Source organism: Angelakisella massiliensis (assembly GCF_900104675.1).
GTDB lineage: Bacteria > Bacillota > Clostridia > Oscillospirales > Ruminococcaceae > Angelakisella > Angelakisella massiliensis.
In genome coordinates, this window is sequence record NZ_LT629944.1 from 605,288 (window position 1) to 622,077 (window position 16,790).

General features: G+C 55.0%; 14 protein-coding genes. 7 read left to right on the forward strand and 7 right to left on the reverse strand.

Translation table 11 applies throughout. From position 1 onward, the window contains the following. Positions 1–11 precede the first annotated feature (11 nt). The 4 genes from BQ5383_RS03370 to BQ5383_RS03385 form a co-directional block, all read right to left on the reverse strand. Positions 12–1,205, reverse strand: a complete 1,194-nt coding sequence (locus BQ5383_RS03370) for a DUF1266 domain-containing protein (RefSeq protein WP_071429326.1) — start codon at positions 1,203–1,205, stop codon at positions 12–14. Next, complete coding sequence (locus tag BQ5383_RS03375) at positions 1,198–1,353, reverse strand: hypothetical protein (RefSeq protein ID WP_235821927.1); 156 nt, start codon at positions 1,351–1,353, stop codon at positions 1,198–1,200. Before BQ5383_RS03375 ends, BQ5383_RS03370 begins: the two co-directional genes overlap by 8 nt. Before the next feature lie 36 nt (positions 1,354–1,389). Further along, positions 1,390–1,875, reverse strand: a complete 486-nt coding sequence (locus tag BQ5383_RS03380) for a hypothetical protein (protein WP_071429328.1) — start codon at positions 1,873–1,875, stop codon at positions 1,390–1,392. A gap of 232 nt (positions 1,876–2,107) precedes the next feature. Then, complete coding sequence (locus BQ5383_RS03385) at positions 2,108–2,716, reverse strand: TetR/AcrR family transcriptional regulator (RefSeq protein WP_071429329.1); 609 nt, start codon at positions 2,714–2,716, stop codon at positions 2,108–2,110. 379 nt (positions 2,717–3,095) lie between these two features. Between BQ5383_RS03385 and BQ5383_RS03390 the strand changes: the two genes are divergently transcribed. From BQ5383_RS03390 to BQ5383_RS03420, 7 genes are all read left to right on the forward strand, one after another. Beyond that, positions 3,096–4,286: a coenzyme F420-0:L-glutamate ligase gene (locus BQ5383_RS03390; RefSeq protein ID WP_071429330.1), complete on the forward strand. Its 1,191-nt coding sequence runs from the start codon at positions 3,096–3,098 to the stop codon at positions 4,284–4,286. 262 nt (positions 4,287–4,548) lie between these two features. Continuing rightward, a complete protein-coding gene (locus BQ5383_RS03395) occupies positions 4,549–5,289 on the forward strand; it encodes a DUF554 domain-containing protein (protein WP_071429331.1) in 741 nt (246 codons plus the stop codon). Positions 5,290–5,652: 363 nt separating this feature from the next. After that, entirely contained in the window at positions 5,653–6,783 is a 1,131-nt protein-coding gene (locus BQ5383_RS21845) for an ATP-binding cassette domain-containing protein (RefSeq protein ID WP_071429332.1), read from the forward strand. Between the two features lie 21 nt (positions 6,784–6,804). Beyond that, positions 6,805–8,673 carry a COG1361 family protein gene (locus BQ5383_RS03405; RefSeq protein ID WP_071429333.1) on the forward strand — a complete coding sequence of 623 codons (1,869 nt, stop codon included), beginning with the start codon at positions 6,805–6,807 and terminating at the stop codon, positions 8,671–8,673. Next, positions 8,660–9,961 (forward strand): ABC transporter permease, encoded by a 1,302-nt coding sequence (locus BQ5383_RS03410; protein WP_071429334.1) that lies wholly within the window; start codon positions 8,660–8,662, stop codon positions 9,959–9,961. Before BQ5383_RS03405 ends, BQ5383_RS03410 begins: the two co-directional genes overlap by 14 nt. A gap of 284 nt (positions 9,962–10,245) precedes the next feature. Further along, positions 10,246–10,758: an RNA polymerase sigma factor gene (locus BQ5383_RS03415; protein ID WP_071429335.1), complete on the forward strand. Its 513-nt coding sequence runs from the start codon at positions 10,246–10,248 to the stop codon at positions 10,756–10,758. A 17-nt stretch (positions 10,759–10,775) separates the two neighbouring features. Further along, positions 10,776–12,152 carry a beta-propeller domain-containing protein gene (locus BQ5383_RS03420; RefSeq protein WP_071429336.1) on the forward strand — a complete coding sequence of 459 codons (1,377 nt, stop codon included), beginning with the start codon at positions 10,776–10,778 and terminating at the stop codon, positions 12,150–12,152. Between the two features lie 443 nt (positions 12,153–12,595). Here the strand turns inward: BQ5383_RS03420 and BQ5383_RS03430 are convergent, their stop codons facing one another. The 3 genes from BQ5383_RS03430 to metG all read right to left on the reverse strand — a co-directional run bounded on the left by BQ5383_RS03430 (position 12,596) and on the right by metG (position 16,498). Further along, positions 12,596–13,492, reverse strand: coding sequence for a DUF3137 domain-containing protein (locus BQ5383_RS03430; protein ID WP_071429338.1), 897 nt, complete (start codon positions 13,490–13,492; stop codon positions 12,596–12,598). A 98-nt stretch (positions 13,493–13,590) separates the two neighbouring features. Beyond that, complete coding sequence (locus BQ5383_RS03435; protein WP_071429339.1) at positions 13,591–14,358, reverse strand: TatD family hydrolase; 768 nt, start codon at positions 14,356–14,358, stop codon at positions 13,591–13,593. A gap of 190 nt (positions 14,359–14,548) precedes the next feature. Next, on the reverse strand, positions 14,549–16,498 hold the full coding sequence (gene metG, locus BQ5383_RS03440) for a methionine--tRNA ligase (RefSeq protein WP_071429340.1): 1,950 nt from the start codon (positions 16,496–16,498) through the stop codon (positions 14,549–14,551). Positions 16,499–16,790: the final 292 nt, after the last annotated feature.

The window sequence follows — 16,790 nt, forward strand, 5'->3', positions numbered from 1 at the left end:
TCCCTTTGCCTTTACGGTGCAAATCCGATTTTTCTCCGGGCAGGCCAGGGGAAATCCCGCCATTGACCGCCTTCCTCATCCCCTTTTCCCACAATCAGGCTGGTGGCCGCGTCAGCCAGGTATCCCAGGTAGCTGGCCACAGCGCTGTCGCCGCACAGCAGCTTCCACATGGTACCGCCAAAGAGATAGGACTGGGCAAACTCCCGCCAGCTGTACAGCTCCTCCGACGCTTTCTGGGAAAGCTCCCACAGAATACCCACTGCTTCCCCCTGGGTGATCCACCCCAGGTAGCAGCCCCAGCGGGTGAGCATGGCCGCCCGGCCAATGTCCCATCCGGCCATGAACTGGGGAGGGTACTGTTCCTTATACCGCTGGGCAAAGCGCCAGGCCCGGGCGATATTCTCCTGGTCTTCCTCGTCCTCATCTCCGTCCATCAGCTCCTCGGGAGAATCCGCCTGACTGTAGAGATGATACCGCAGAATATATCCTTCCCCAGACAGATAGCGAATCATGTCCAGCAAATCGCTCCGGCCATCGATGCCCCAGGAGCGGCGGACAATGGACACCACCTGCTGCTCCAGCACCGGGATATGGGCTTCCACATCCATTCCCTCCAGGCTGTGATCGTTGATGGTGGAGACGATGCCGGACAGCAGAATCCCAAACCGCTGCCACCGGTCGGTGTCCTTGCCATAGGGGACCGGCTCCGGCTCCGGCAGTTTTCCAATCCGGTCCATGGTTTCCTCCAGGAGAGCATAGGTCTGCGCCTCCCACCGGGCATCCATTTCCGGCTCTTCTTCCTCTTCCCCGTCCTCTTCTTCCATGGCCAGGGTTTCCATCGCCGCCGACAAAACTCCCAGGTCTTCCCCAAAGAGCTGGTTGAGCATCCCCACGCTGTCCAGCGCAGCGGAGGAGGCTTCCGCCACCCGCTGGTCCACCATTTCCTGGATGTGCTGCTGGTTGGCGGCCATCTGGGCCATCACATCTTCGCTGAAGATCTGCCCCAGAATCTCCACCTGCCGCTGATTGTTGGCGGCGGTCAGTTCCTCCGTACGGGCAGCGGCATCTTCTTCCGTCTGCCGGGGGGCCGGTTCTGACAGCTTTTCTGTCAGGGCCTCCGCCTCTTCCGTGCTCTTTTTCAGCTCTTCCGAGGCCTTTTGCTGGGCTGACTGAGCCCGTTTCATAATCGCGTCCAAATCAAACATCGTTTTTCTCCTCCTTTTCCGGGGGCAGCGGATGCCAGACCGGTGGTTCCTTGCCCCGGTCAAACAGCTTCCTGACGCCGTGGAGGACCGATTCCACCAGATGGAACCATAAATTGCCCGCCACCGCCGCCGCTGCAAGAAGCAGCAAAACTCCTCCTATTTCTCCCCAGGGCATGATGATCCCTCACTTTGTAGCGAAGCGATGGAGGAAGAAATCGGTAAAAGCTGCCAGCTCTTTGTCCTGGGAGACATAGACATACAGGCTCTCGTCCTCCAGCCAATCATAGGCGTTGATGGCAATGTAGCCCTTCTTGTCCGGGTAGATGACAAAGGCGTCGGTGGGATATTTGTTCCGGTAGGCCTTGAGGATCTGGGACCGGCGGTAATAGGTGGGGTCGCCGCAGCCGGACAGGTCCGGGACCGTGGGTACCGCCACGATGGTTTCGTCGGCTTCATTCCATCCCACGATGAGGTTGCCGATCTTTGTTTTGCTGCCGTGAACAAAGCCGTAATTGAAGCGGCTCACATCCTCGGTGTAGCCAAAAATCAGCTGGTAGCGGTCCCCATCCTCCACTACCTGGTTAAAAAGCGCCCGCATTTTCTTGGCATTGGCGTCGCTCTTGGCCATATCGATTTCGGGGCCCTTGAACAGTTTGCTGAAAAATCCCATGATGGTTTCCTCCTGAAAATTTTGTTTTGGTATGGTCACGGCATATGAGCCGATCTGCCCGGAAGGATTACCGCCGGAGTTCTGAAAAGCAGCAAGCTCCGCACCGGCAAAATAAAGATAATTTTTATAATTTGTTTTTATTATAAGGAAAAGAAATCCGCCGAGCCGAAATATGAATTGAAATCATACCTCCGTCCGGACGGATGGCAAAACATGATTCTGTCCGCCAAGGTCACTCCCGGATCTTTTCCAGATAATCCACGATGGCATCGATTTGAACAGCAACGGTTTCATCGGCGGCTTCTGGAACAAACAGCGGCAGCGCCATGGGAATAGCCCTGCGGATCACCATCACCGTCAGGCAGAGATTGGTGAAAAGAGCAATCCGCTCCTTACTGGCTCTGATTCCAAAGCATTCCAGAATCTTTCCAAAGAGAAGGAGCTGCTTTTGGCGGAAAACGTCATAGCTTTCAGGGGACAGGCGGCGGAAGATCATCTGCTGCTCCTCGATGGTCAGCACCGCGATACCGTTCTTTTCCCCATAACAGCAGGAGGAAATGAACTGCTTCACACCCTCCCGCCAGGTGAGCGCCGGGTCCTCCATCAGCTGTCGGGCATAGGCAATGACCCTGGGCTGCTGCAAATAGAGGGCCTCCACGATCAGATCCTCTTTGGTGGGAAAAAAGGAATAGAAAAAGGTGCGGGAGATGCCCACAGCCTTATAAATCTGTTCCACTGTGGTATGCTGAACCCCTTGTGCGGCCATCAGTTCCAGGCCGGTGGAAATCAGCGCCTGCCGGATCCGCTGACGGTCCTGCTGGGAATAAGCAACCTTGGGCATCCTTTTCCCTCCCTGAAATAAAATCATTTTTTGTAATTTGTTTTTATTCTATCATGGCTTTTCCTCCAATACAAGAACAATTTCTCTTTCTTTTCCCGGCGGCCCCCGCTGCTCTTCCCTCTTCAAATTTTCAGGGCCGGGTCTCCTCCCCTCTTTCAGACAGGAGTCTCCGCGCTTTCAGCAGAGTATCAGGACGGCTCCGGCGACAAAAACTTTCTTCCTTTGACAAACAAACCGGCGGAACCGTTGCAATCGGAGCAAATTTTCGCTACAATGATAACTGTTGAAGTGGGCCAAAAGCCGTCGCCGCCCTGGAAGGTGAAACCAGCCGTTTTGATCCGGGGTGTGATACTTGTGTCAACAGAAAAGAGGAACGTCAATGGAAAGACTGATTGGAACCGTATCCCGGGGTATTCGCGCCCCCATTATCCGGGAGGGAGACGACCTGGCCGCCATCGTGGTGGACTCGGTGGTAAACGCCCTGGAATCTGAAAACATCGCTATTGGGGAAAAGGATGTCATCGCCGTTACTGAGGCGGTGCTGGGCCGCGCCCAGGGCAACTATGCCACCGTGGACAATGTGGCCGCTGATATGCGGGCAAAGTTCGGCACCGGCACAGTGGGCGTGATCTTCCCCATCCTCAGCCGCAACCGCTTTTCCATCCTGCTCCGGGGCATCGCCAAGGGAGCGGATAAAATCGTGCTGATGCTCAGCTATCCCTCCGACGAGGTGGGCAACCACCTGATGGATATGGATCTTCTGGATGAAAAGGGTGTGGATCCCTGGCACGATATCCTCACCGAGGCCCAGTTCCGGGAGAAGTTCGGCAAGGTGATCCATCCCTTCACCGGTGTGGATTATGTGGAATATTACGGCAATCTCATCCGGGAAGCCGGGGCCGAGGTGGAGATCATCTTTGCCAACCGTGCTACCGACATCCTGAAATACACCAAAAAGGTGCTGGCCTGCGACATCCATACCCGCAAGCGTACCAAGCGTCTGCTGAAGGCGGCCGGCGCGGAAATCGTACTGGGACTGGATGATCTGCTCACCGCCCCCGTGGACGGCAGCGGCTTCAATCCGGACTACGGTCTGCTGGGCTCCAACAAGGCCACCGAGGAGCGCATCAAGCTGTTCCCCCGGGATTGCCAGGCCTTTGTGGAGGATGTTCAGGCCCGGATGCTGAAGCGTACCGGCAAAAAGGTGGAAGTGATGGTTTACGGCGACGGCGCCTTCAAGGACCCGGTGGGCAAGATCTGGGAGCTGGCAGACCCGGTAGTTTCCCCCGGCTACACCGACGGACTGGTTGGCCAGCCCAATGAGGTGAAGCTGAAATATTTGGCGGACAATCAGTTTGCCGACCTCAAGGGTGATGAACTGAAAGCCGCCATCAGCGACTTTATCCGCAAGAAGGACGCGGACCTGGTGGGACAGATGGTTTCCCAGGGCACCACTCCCCGCCGCCTCACCGATCTCATCGGCTCCCTGTGCGACCTGACCAGCGGCAGCGGCGACAAGGGCACCCCCATCATCTATATCCAGGGTTACTTTGACAACTACGCCAAATAATCGGAAATAAGATTTATTATCAGCTCAACAGCGTCAGCCGGCGGACTTGCTCCGCCGGCTGAACTGCTGCCGGACGGGATGAAGGACAGAAAAAGGCCGCTGCCCCATCCCGATGTCTCTCTATTTGATTTCAGGGAAAGGCTTTTGGGGGAGGCAGCGCGGGTGCAGACAAGACGCTTTCAGGAGCGTGGAAGCAAAAGAAATTTGCGGGAGCTTTTTCTGGCAAACCATCAGCAGGACAAAAAATGGGAGATGAAACAAAATGGTTGGGACAGGGACCATCGTCAATGTGCTGGCAATCATAGCAGGCGGCAGCTTGGGACTGCTGGTCAAAGGGGGGCTGAAGCCTCAGTATCAGGACAGCATTATCAAGTCGCTGGGACTGGCCACCATGTTCATCGGTACTTCCGGCACCCTTCAGGGAATGTTTTCGGTGGCAGGAGAAAGTTTGATTTCACTGGGGACCCGGGATACTTTGGCGATGATCCTCGCTCTGGCTCTGGGCACCCTGGCAGGAGAGATGCTGGACTTTGACGGAAAGATGGAACAGCTGGGACTGTGGCTGAAATCCAGGGCCGACCGGAAGGGAGACAGCCGGTTTGTACAGGGCTTTGTCACCGCCTCCCTGGTGGTGTGTATCGGCGCCATGGCTATTGTGGGGTCCATTCAGGACGGCCTTACCGGCAACGCCTCCACTCTTTATACCAAGTCCATCCTGGATTTCATGATTGTGATGATCTTCGCCTCTACCTACGGCAAAGGAGCCATCTTCTCCGCCCTTCCGGTGGGTGTGATCCAGGGAGCCGTCACCCTCTGCGCCGGGCTCCTCTCTCCGGTATTCAGCCCCGCTGTTATTGCCAATCTTTCCTTACTGGGAAATATGCTCATCTTCTGCGTGGGCGTCAACCTCAGCTTTGGAACCAAGTTCAAGGTGGCCAATATGCTGCCCGCTTTGGTGCTGGGTGCGGTCTTTACCGCCTGGGGGCCGCTTCTGCCCTTTTGAAACTGGTCCGTTTAAAAATTCTGCTTGCAGCTTTTCAAAGCAGGTCCGGGAATGTGATTTCCCGGACTTTTTCTTTTATACGCTTCCTTTCCTGTCACCGGAGCCTGGGACTGATGTCCCACTGTGGGAAAAGCAAAATTTTGAAAAAGTTCCGTTTTTTCACAATAATCCTCCCTGTTTCTTCGTTATATAAATAAGCGGCTTAAAAACACTTTCCAATGCAGTAAAAGCAGCCGATTCAGACACTATTCAAACAGACTGTGAACAAAAGCAAATAATTTGTGAACAGGGTTGCGCTCAACTGTACTAATGTGTTATAGTACAGTAGTACAATTTGGTCAATACGGACACAAGAACTGAGGGATGAGATTGTCTGCGATCATCAAAACGGTGGACTTGCGAAAAGCCTACCGGGTGGGCACCGAAAAGGTGGTGGCCCTCCATTGCATCAATCTGGAGATTGAAAAAGGACAGGTGTGCTGTATTCTGGGCACCTCCGGTTCCGGTAAATCCACTCTCCTCAACCAGCTGGCGGGGCTGGAAAAGCCCACCCGTGGCGAGGTGTGGATCAAAGGCAAGAAGATTTCCGCCATGACGGAAAAACAGCTGGCCCATTTCCGGCAGAAGAATGTGGGATTTGTTTTCCAGTCCTACAACCTGCTCCAGGGAATGTCCGCTGTGGAAAATGTAGCGCTGCCGCTGACCTTCCGGGGCATCAGCAAGAAAAAGCGGCTGCGCCTGGCCAAGGAAATGCTGGTGGCGGTAGGTCTGGGAAAGCGTCTCAAGCACAAGCCCAGTGAAATGTCCGGCGGTCAGCAGCAGCGTGTGGGCATTGCCCGGGCCTTTGTGGCCAAACCGGATGTGGTATTCGCCGATGAGCCTACGGGCAACCTGGATACCAAAACCACCCGGGAAGTGATGCACCTGTTTCTCAGCTTTGCCCGGAAGCAGCAAATCACCATTGTACTGGTTACCCATGACCAGAACCTGGCCCGCTACGCCGACAGAATCGTTACCATTGTGGACGGCGAAGTGATCAAGGATGTGCTCAATGATTCTCTGTATGACATCACCCTCCGGCTGGAGGAAGAGTTCGCCGGCAAAATCAAGGAAAACGCTTCTGTGGAAGCGCTGCGGGATTTTCTGCTGGAAACCAGCGACAAATATGGAGACGGTGTTTCCGCCCAGCTGCTGGAGATGGCAGTAACAGAGGAAAAACGGCAGGAAATGGTTGAGCTTACCCGACGGATGCTTGATTCTGAAAAGGATCTCCAGCGGGGAACAATGATGAAGAAAATCGGCGTGGAAGCAGGGCTTCTGGATAAAGAGGTACCCATTCCAGCGGAGGAAGAAGCCCGTGCCCGGGAGAATGCACAGGTCTCTGCCGCGCCGGAACCTGTGCCGGAACAGGAAAACAGCGTACCCCCGCAGAGCGCCGAAGAATACATCCCCGGAGGGGACAAAGGTCCTTCCCTGGTAGGAAGCGACAAATGATAAGCATGGGAGGAAAAATCAGTGAAAGTACATAACCGGTTTCTGGCCCTGACTATGGCAGCGATGATGCTGATCAGCACCATGGGTTTTGTTTTTGTCACCAGCGCCAGCGCGGCAGGCAATACGACGGCAGCAGTCATCTCCGCCAGTCCCAGTAAAATCAGCAAGGGAGACGACGTCAAGCTGAAAATACAGGTAACGGATGAAGACATCAATCCCGGACAAAAGGCTGATAAGGCTGAAGCTATTAAAAAAGCCACCTTCGAATTTAAGGAAAGCGGCAGCGGATTTGAGCCTTCCAACAAGGGCACTGTCAAGTTTTCATCCCCTCAGGTAACTGTAGATCCTGTAAAAACCCTTATCACCTATTCCTTTGAGGTGGAGAATCTCAACTACAACGGCTCCAATAAGCTGTTCAAGTGTACGGTAAAAATTCCCGGATACCCCTCTTACAACCTGGAAGCAGATATTTCCGACTTCGTTTCCTCCGGTTCTTCCGGGTCCTCCGGCTCCTCCAGCTCTTCTGATGGCGACCCGGTGGCGCCCTCCGATTCCACCCAGAGCTATGTGGTCACCAAGGTTTACCGTTACTCCAACATTGACAACACCACCCGCCCCGGCACGGTCATCTTTGATATGAACGACCAGTCCATGATCGGCAGGGGCGATTCCACCATTCGCCAGGGCTACTATGCCGATATCCTCATCACTGTCAAGGATAACAGCGCCCCCGGCGGAGACTATGAGATTCCTTTGGGTTCCAGCAGCGTTTTAGGCAGCTTCACCTATCAGCAGGGCGTAAGCTCCATCCAAAATCTTACTGACAAGGACGCGGGTTCCTTCACCTTCCTGCTGGAAAAGGTGCGCTATACCGGTTCCAGAAAGCAGCTGGCCTTTTTCATCACCGGCGATGGTTACAAAACCACTGTGGATCTGGAAATCAGCGAGTGCAAAACCCGCAGTGAAGCCGAGGCGGAAAAGGAAGAGGACGATGATACCCCGGACTACAGCAAACTGGAGCGGGCCACTCCCTATGTCATCATCAGCAACTATGGCTATGGCGGCGGCCAGGTTACGGCCGGAGACACCTTCCCCCTGAGTCTGACCTTCTATAACACCAGCTCGGTGCTGTCGGTCAACAACATGATGATCACCGTCACCATGCCCGATGACCTGATGCTCACCAGCTCCTCCAACACCTTCTATGTGGAAAATCTGGGCCGCCAGGAGACCATTACCAAATCCATGATGGTCACCGCAAAGCCCGCCGCGGCAGCCCAGTCCCACAACATCACCGTTTCCATGCGCTATCAGTATGTAGATGATAAGGTTGAGGCCCGCAAGAGCGCTGAAACCAGCGAAACCATCGCCATTCCTGTGGTGCAGGTGGACCGTTTCCAGGCCACCGGCGTGGAGCTGGATCCTGAAATCTACATCGGCGAGGAATCCAACCTCACCGTCAATTTCGTCAACAAGGGACGCAGCGAGGTCTATAACCTGTCCGCTGAAATCTCCGGCAACATCAACAATCCCGGACAGCAGCAGAACCTGGGCAACCTGGCTTCCGGCGCCACCGGCACCGCTGATTTTTATATCACTCCCTCCGGCGAGGGCGAGGTAACCGGCGAGGTCACCATCACCTACGAGGATACCAATATGGTGGAAAAGACCATCACCGTTCCTTATAACACCACTGCCATTGATCCTATGGCCGGTATGGAGCCCACGTATCCCGGTATGGGCGGTGATGTACAGGTCCCCGTGGAAGAGCCTAAATCTCCCATGCCCATTATTATCGTTGTGGCGGTGGCCGTGCTGATCCCCACCGCGGTCATCATCAAGAAGAAGATCGACAAGAAGAGGAGTGAAATGGAGGATGCGGATCTCTGACCTGCTTGCCATCTGCTACCGGAATCTCACCAGGCGCAAGCTGCGCACCGCTCTGACCGCCTTCGGCGTGGTCATCGGCGTCTGCTCCATCCTGGTGATGATCTCCATCGGTATCGGTCTGGAGCGGTATTATGACGATATGCTGGCCTCCTGGGGCGATTTGACCATGATCACTGTCAACGATTACAGCGGAAAAGGCGCCCTGGATGACGCCACAGTGGCTAAAATCCAGGCCATTCCCGGAGTTGAGATCGCCACACCCTTTTATCAGCCCTGGGACCTGGGTCTCCAGTTCAAAACCAAGGACGGCCGGTATGTGGCCTCTCCCCAAATCTATGGGGTCTACCCCGCGGCACTGGAAAAGATGGGCTTTGAACTGAAGGAAGGCAAATACCTTCATGATGGCGACAAACCCTACAGCCTGGTGGTGGGCGAAAATTTCGCCTACCGCTTCCGGGACACCAAGCGAAAAGGGGATAAAAGCCGTGTGGACCCTTACCCCGACCCTGTAACCGGTAAAATCAAGGACCCTTTCGTGGACATTAAAAAGGATAAGTTTATCCTTTTCGCTCCGGCACAAAAGGAGAACGGCAAGGACCTGGAGGTGACCCCCGTCTTTTCCGGCGTTCTCAAAAAGAACGACGCCAACTGGGAAACCTCCGAAGGCGTCTTCATGGATATCAATGAGCTGAAGGACCTGGTTAAAAAGTACAACAAGCTCAACGGTCTGCCCCAGAAAAAGACCATCACCTATGAGGAAGTGCGGGTCAAATGCGTGGAGATGGATCAGGTAGCTGCCATCCAGAAGGAAATTGAAGACATGGGCCTTTCCTGCTGGAGTATGGAGAGCAACCGCCAGGCCATGCAGGAGCAGGCCCGGATGATCCAGCTGGTGCTGGGCGGTCTGGCTGCCATCTCCCTGTTTGTCGCCGCCATCGGTATCGCCAACACCATGGTCATGTCCATCATTGAGCGCACCCGGGAAATCGGCATTATGAAGGTCATCGGCGCCGAGGTGGGCAATATCCGCACCCTGTTCCTGATGGAGGCGGGTATGATCGGCCTCATTGGAGGCGTGGTAGGGGTCATTCTCAGCTATGGTGTATCTTACCTGCTTAACTACTTCGCCGGAGGTTTCTTCGGCGCAGGCGGACAGATCTCTGTGATTCCATTGTGGCTGGTACTGTTCGCCCTTGCTTTCTCCATCCTGGTAGGCGTGCTGTTTGGATTCCTGCCGGCCAACCGGGCTGTGAAAATCTCCGCTCTGGAGGCTATCAAACACGATTGATCACCCTGTCCGGAATTTGAAAATCACCGGTCTGCAACTGATTGCGGATCGGTGATTTTTTGCTCCTGCGCCGAAGTGTGGTGAAAAAGGTCGAGGGGAAATGGTTGCGTCAAAATCGCTTTCATATTATAATATCCGGGAAAGTATCTGGTAAAAAGCAGGTCAGGTTGCTGATCATTCTCTCTTTTGGGAAAAAAGTTTTTTACATAAAAAAGCAGGACCGATGCAATAAACCGGTCAAAACGCGGCACTGAATAAATGTGCCCGGGAAAGGGCGGTGTGATATGCTACTGAGCCGGGAAACCATTGCAAAAGCGAAAGGCGGAGACCGGCAGGCCTTTGGCCAGCTGTATGAATCGGTAGCCTTGGAGCTGTATAAAGTGGCACTGTATACCTTGGGCAATCCAGAGGACGCCGAGGACGCGGTCAGCGAGACCTTTCTGGAAGCATGGAAAGGAATCAGCGGACTGAGGGAGGAAGACAGCTTCCGCCCATGGATCTTTCGCATTCTTTCAGCGCGGTGTAAGCGGAAAATCAGCGGCTATATCAAAGAACGGGGCAACATCGATCTGGAAGACTATCTGGAAGAAGGCGTGGAGGACCGAAGCCCCCGGAGAGCAGAGGTGCTGGAGGTTATGAACCGCCTTACACCGGAGGAGCGGGAGATCGTGGTATTGTCCGTGCTGGAAGGCTACACCATGCGGGAGATCGCCCAAATCAAGGAACTGCCCCAGGGAACGGTCAGCTCAAAGCTTCACCGAACGCTGAAAAAACTCAGGCAAATGCTTAATGATTGAAGAAAGGAGCGGGAAAGATGGCGCTCAATGAAAAAGACCAGGACCTGGAACAGGAGCTGGAACAAGCGCGGCTGTATTTTCAGGATCTGCCGGAAGTACGCCTGCCCGCTTCGCTGACGGCGGAAAGTCTCTTTGAACGGCTGGATGAGCTGGAGCAAAAGGAGGCTGAAAGTCAGCAGCAGCAAAAGAATGGAAAGGTGCTGTTTTGGAAAACCTGGCGCCCGGTATTATCCTATGCCGCTGTGTTTATTCTGCTGGTGGCGGTTTATTATGGTATGGGTATCGATACCCAAAAGCCGGCTCAGCTGATGAGCAGCGCCGCCGCTGTATCTCAGCAAACCGCTGAGGCGGCCCTGCCCCAGGCCCAGCAGGCAGCGCCCACAGAAGAAAACGCTTCTCCCAGAGCCTATCTGGCTCAGGAAGCTCCCCAGGGTGACGCGCCGGCTGAGGCTCCTGCGGAAGAGAGCGCTCCGGCTGCTGATACTCGGCAGGATTCCCCTGAGGAAAACGAGATCGGGCCCATGCTGGCTTCCAGCGGTGAAGCAACGGCCCAAAGCAAAGCAAACAGTGAGGAGGATTCCACCACTGCTTATTACACCGGAGTGGTAGAAGCTCTCCGGCAGGTGGAATTCTGGCCCGAAACTCAAACGGAACAGCTGCCTCAGCTGCCGGGAAATGAAATCGTGGTCCGTGACGGGGATTTATATTTCCGGTATAAAAATATTGATGGCCAGCCCAATATAGTGGAAATTTATCAGGACAAAGGGCTGACCCCTGTATCCTCCTTTCAGGTGGCAGACGCCGTGATCGTGGATCTGGTTCCCCTGGGAGACAGGCTGGCGGTGGTGGAGCAGGAGGATGACAGTTCCGCCCTTTATACCGGACAGCTGCTTACTCCTTTGGAGGAGGGACAGGCAGCGGCTCTTCCGCAGTGCGGAGCGGTAACAGTGTCGGTGTATGATCTGTCTGATCTGGAACAGCCTCGCCTGGTGGAAAGCTTCACCCAGGATGGGAAATATCTGGATCATATGCCAACGGAAAACGGACTGGTGATGGTTACCAGAAAGCATATTGATTTGACAGAGGGGCAGGCAGCGCTGCTGTGTCATGGGGCGCCCATCATTCGTCAGGGCAATAATGCCGTTGCCCAAGCCCTCTCTCCCCAGCAGGTAACGGCGTATCAGGGAGAAACCGGGCGGGAATATGTCGTTCTGTCTCTGGTGGACCTGAGCGGAGAGGATCGGCCAACCCAAACCCAGGCCGTGTTGGGAAGCCGTTTGAATGTGCAGCTGTCCCCCAACGCAATTTTTGTACTGGACAGCGAGGCCCAGGATAATGGCGGAAAGCCTCAGGCTGTATTTGATCTGGGAGAGATAGAAGTTCAGCTGCGGTAACTTCCCCCAAAAATGGATAGCGATCAAAACAGGGAGAACCGATGATAAACACGGTTCTCCCTGTTTGCGTATGGAAAGTTTCTCTTGCTTCCATATTGGATTATTCCCTGGATATGCCCCTTGGCTGACGGCCAAACCAGCGCTGATTCCCCATTGTTTTCCGTTCCGGCGGATGGAGACCACAGGTTCAAAATCAAGGGCGGAAGGATACTTTTGAGAAAAGGCCCTCCCAAGCATCCATCCTCCCACCTGAAAAAAAGATTGAAATCAGAGGTTTCTCTTCTGTTCCGGGCAATAAGGCAGAATAAAGTCTCCCGGAACGGGATCTCTGATTTCCGTACAAGAAAAAAGAAGAAGCCGCTCCTCCGAAAAGGGTGCCGGCTTCTTCCCATTTTTTACCATATTTTTTCAGAGGCATATCCGCCTTTTCAATAAGCAGCCTCTTATTTCATCTGGCCATAGATCTCGTCCACTACCTGGAACAGCTGTATCAGCTCCGGCATTTGGTCCACAGGGGTATTCTCCGGAGTGATCTCAAACTTCATCTGGATATAGGGGGCTACAAACCTCTTGCTCAGGAAAATATGGAGCTTCTCCCCCTGAAAGCCAATAAGCATGGGCGTATTGGGGCAGGCCTCCGCCAGCCGCAGGATCTTACCGGTCACCTCCGGGGTCAGCACCGAGGCCGCGGCAGAACGGTCATTGGTGAGCACCTGGAATTTTTGGGCGAATTTTTCTCCCACGCCTCCCAAAGTCTCCAGGGAGGGGTTGGCATCCAGGTAGCCTTTGACCTCCTCTTCCGGCAAAGCCCCCTGGCTCATGATGCGGATGTAAGCAGGAAAGCTGTGAGGATAGCGCACCTCCAGCCAGCTGCCCATCATCATAGGCAGACGTTTTTTCTTATCCAGCTCTCCTTTTGCGTCCACCCGGCGGATGACGGAAATATCTCCATGGCGGAAGGGCAAATCCTGATGGGTTCCGGAAACCATCTCCCTGCTGAGGAAGCCATCTTTACTGTCCCGCCACCAGATCAAGCCGGTGTCCTTGATTTCCTCACGGGTAAAGCTGCCCTTGAGGGCGTATTGAAGATTTGTTCCATAACTGCTGTAAGCCTCCAGGGCCAATTCTTTCTTGCTTTCGTTTTCAAATCGTTTGATCTGCGGCCGCAGCAGCAAATAATACAGCGCCAAATTAGCCACGATCACAAAAATCATCGCGGCTGCGCTGACAAAGTAGCATCCCAACGCTACCATATAACCTACTCCGTACAGGGCGGTAGCCATCTTGGCGTTTTTTCGCCGGGCTTCAATATCCTTGTACATCTTGGAACGATCTGCCATGTGTGCAACTCCTTTGTTTGTGGATAAGCCGCCTTACCGGCGGACGATAGTTCTATTATAATCTACCCACCATTCCGCCGCAAGGGTTCTCCGGGGATTTATTCCGCGATGCCGTAAACCCGCCGGGCATTTTCCGCCGTGATACGGGCCAGCTCTTCGGGAGAAACGCCCTTTATCTCCGCCAGCCGCCGCAGCACCTGGGTCAGCATGGAGCTGTCGCACCGCTTCCCTCTCCAGGGCTCCGGAGCCATATAAGGGCAGTCGGTTTCAACCAGCAGCCGGTCCAAAGGCACCACCGCCGCCGCCTCCAGGGCTCGCCGGGCGTTTTTGAAGGTGACCACGCCGGTAAATCCAATATACATCCCCAGTCGAAGGATCTCCAGCGCCATTTCAGCGGAGCCGGAATAGCAGTGGACGATACCACGGGGGCGATGTTTGCGCAGCAGCTCCATGGTGTCCTGATGGGCGTCCCGGTCATGGATGATCACCGGCAGCTCCAGCTCCTTTGCCAGCTCCAGCTGCTCCTCAAACACACGCTTTTGGGCCGCCTCCCACTCCCGGTCATAGTAATAATCCAGACCGATCTCCCCAATGGCCTTGACCTTGGGATGGCGGCTCAGCTGCCGCAACTGGTCCAGGTAATCCGGCGGGACCTCCGCCGCTCCATGGGGATGGACCCCCACCGCCCCATAGATATAATCATGTTTCTCCGCCAGCTCCACCGACATCCGGCTGGTGGGCAGGTCGGAGCCGATGTTCATGATCCATTCCACTCCACCCCGATGGGTGGCCTCCAACACTTCTTCCCGGTCCTGGTCGAAGCGCTCGTCATCGTAATGGGCATGGGAATCAAAAATTCCGGTCATGGGAACTTCTCCTTTCAACCGGCTGTCCATACTCGCAAGCCGGTTCCAAGCTGAGCTGCCGCCTCCCGCTCCCCTTTCTCACCGCCCGGGAACTTGGGACACAGCGCACTGTGATAAAACGCCCCCGGCTTTACCGCCGGGGGCGCAGCGTGTTTCAGTCAAAGGGCTGTTTGCGGCAAAAGCGCCTCTCTCAGTGAATACGGGTACCGGCGGGCACAGCGTCATCCACAAAGATCACCTTGCAGCCGCCGTCGGGGGTATCTCCCGCCAGCAGCATTCCCTGGGATTCCACGCCGCAGAACTTGGCGGGCTTGAGGTTGGCGATCACGATGATCTTCTTGCCGGTCAGCTGCTCCGGCTCATACCAGGGATGGATGCTGGAGACGATCTGACGTCCGCCCATACCGTCATCCAGCTTCAGCAGCAGCAGTTTTTTAGCCTTGGGTACGGCGGTGCACTCCACCACCTTGCACACCCGCAGGTCCACAGTATCAAAGCCATCCAGCGTGATCTGAGGAGCCACAGGAGAAACTTCCGGCTTCTCCTCCTTGGGCTGGGCAGCCTCTCTGGCAGCCTTTTCCGCTGCTTCCAGCTCTGCCAGCTCCTTGGCCGCGTCGATGCGGGGGAAGAGATTTTCGCCCTTGACCACAGTGGCGGTGGCTCTCAGGCCGCCGAACTCCTCGGCGCTCTCCCAGCTCCGCTCCTCCTCGCCAGCGCCCAGCATATCCAGGATCTTTTCCGCCGACTGGGGCATAAAGGGCTGGAGGAGAATAGCCGCAAGGCGGACACATTCCAGCAGATTATACAGAACAGTAGCCAGACGGGGCTTATTGGCCTCATCCTTGGCCAGCACCCAGGGAGCGGTCTCATCGATATACTTATTGGCTCTGGAAATGACCTTGAAAATCTCCATCAGAGCGTTCTGGAAAGCAAATGCCTCCATCTGCTCCACATAACGGGCCCGGAGACCGCCGGCCAGCTCCACCAGCTCCTTGTCCATAGGCTCGGCCTTCCGGTCCGCAGGGAGGGTGCCGCCGAAGTATTTGCCCACCATGGCGGTGGTACGGCTGACCAGGTTGCCCAAGTCATTGGCCAGGTCGGCGTTGATGCGGGAGATCAGGGCCTCATTGGAGAAGGTGCCGTCAGAACCGAAGGGGAACTCCCGCAGCAGGAAGTAACGGATGGCGTCCACACCGTAACGGTTGCACAGGACAACAGGGTCCACCACATTGCCCTTGGACTTGGACATCTTGCCGCCTTCCAGCAGCAGCCAGCCGTGGCCATATACCCGCTTGGGCAGGGGGAGATCCAGAGCCATGAGCATGGCGGGCCAGATAATGGCATGGAAACGGACGATCTCCTTACCCACAAAGTGGACGTCGGCAGGCCAATATTTCTCGTAATCGTCGTACTTCTCATTGCCGTAGCCCAGAGCGGTGATGTAGTTGGTCAGAGCGTCCACCCAGACATATACCACATGCTTGGGATCAAACTCCACCGGGATACCCCAGCTGAAGGAGGTACGGGAAACACACAGATCCTCCAGGCCCTGGTTGATGAAGGCTTTCATCTCATTGACACGGGAGGCAGGTGTGAGGAACTCGGGATGCTCGTCATACAGCTGGAGGATCCGGTCAGCATACTTGGACAGACGGAAGAAGTAAGCCTCCTCCTCAGCGTCCACCACTTCCCGGCCGCAGTCGGGACATTTGCCGTCCTTCAGCTGGCTCTCGGTCCAGAAGGTCTCGCAGGGGGTGCAATATTTTCCCTTATAGGTACCCTTATAGATATCGCCCCGGTCATACAGCTCCTTGAAAATCTTCTTGACCGATTCCACATGATAATCATCGGTGGTACGGATAAACCGGTCATTGGAGATGTTCATCAGTTTCCACAGATCATGGATACCGGCGACCACTTTATCCACATACTGTTGGGGAGTAACACCGGCGGCCTTGGCCTTCTCCTCGATCTTCTGACCATGCTCGTCGGTGCCGGTAAGGAACATGACGTCATAACCGGTCATTCGCTTGTAGCGGGCCATGGTATCGGTGGCCACGGTGCAATAGCTGTGTCCGATATGCAGGTTGTCCGAGGGATAATAAATAGGGGTGGTGATGTAAAAAGTTTTCTTCTCCACAGGTGATCCTCCTAAAAAGCGAACTGCGCCGGGCCTGGGTCCGGTCATATGGGTATAGTATAACACCATCGCCGAAAAATTACCAGACACAATCCGCCCGGATGGCGAAAAAGAGGGGAAAAGAAATTTCAGTGGCATTCAGCTCAATGCGGATGGGGAAATTTTGGTTCTGATGGCAGATTTTATATTTTCCCCAGGGGACGCACCATTTTTCCCTGTTTCCGTGCCAATGCGGCAAACTGGGCCGCTCCGCCCCAGTTATGGTTGACATAAGTCACCACCACATCCGCCT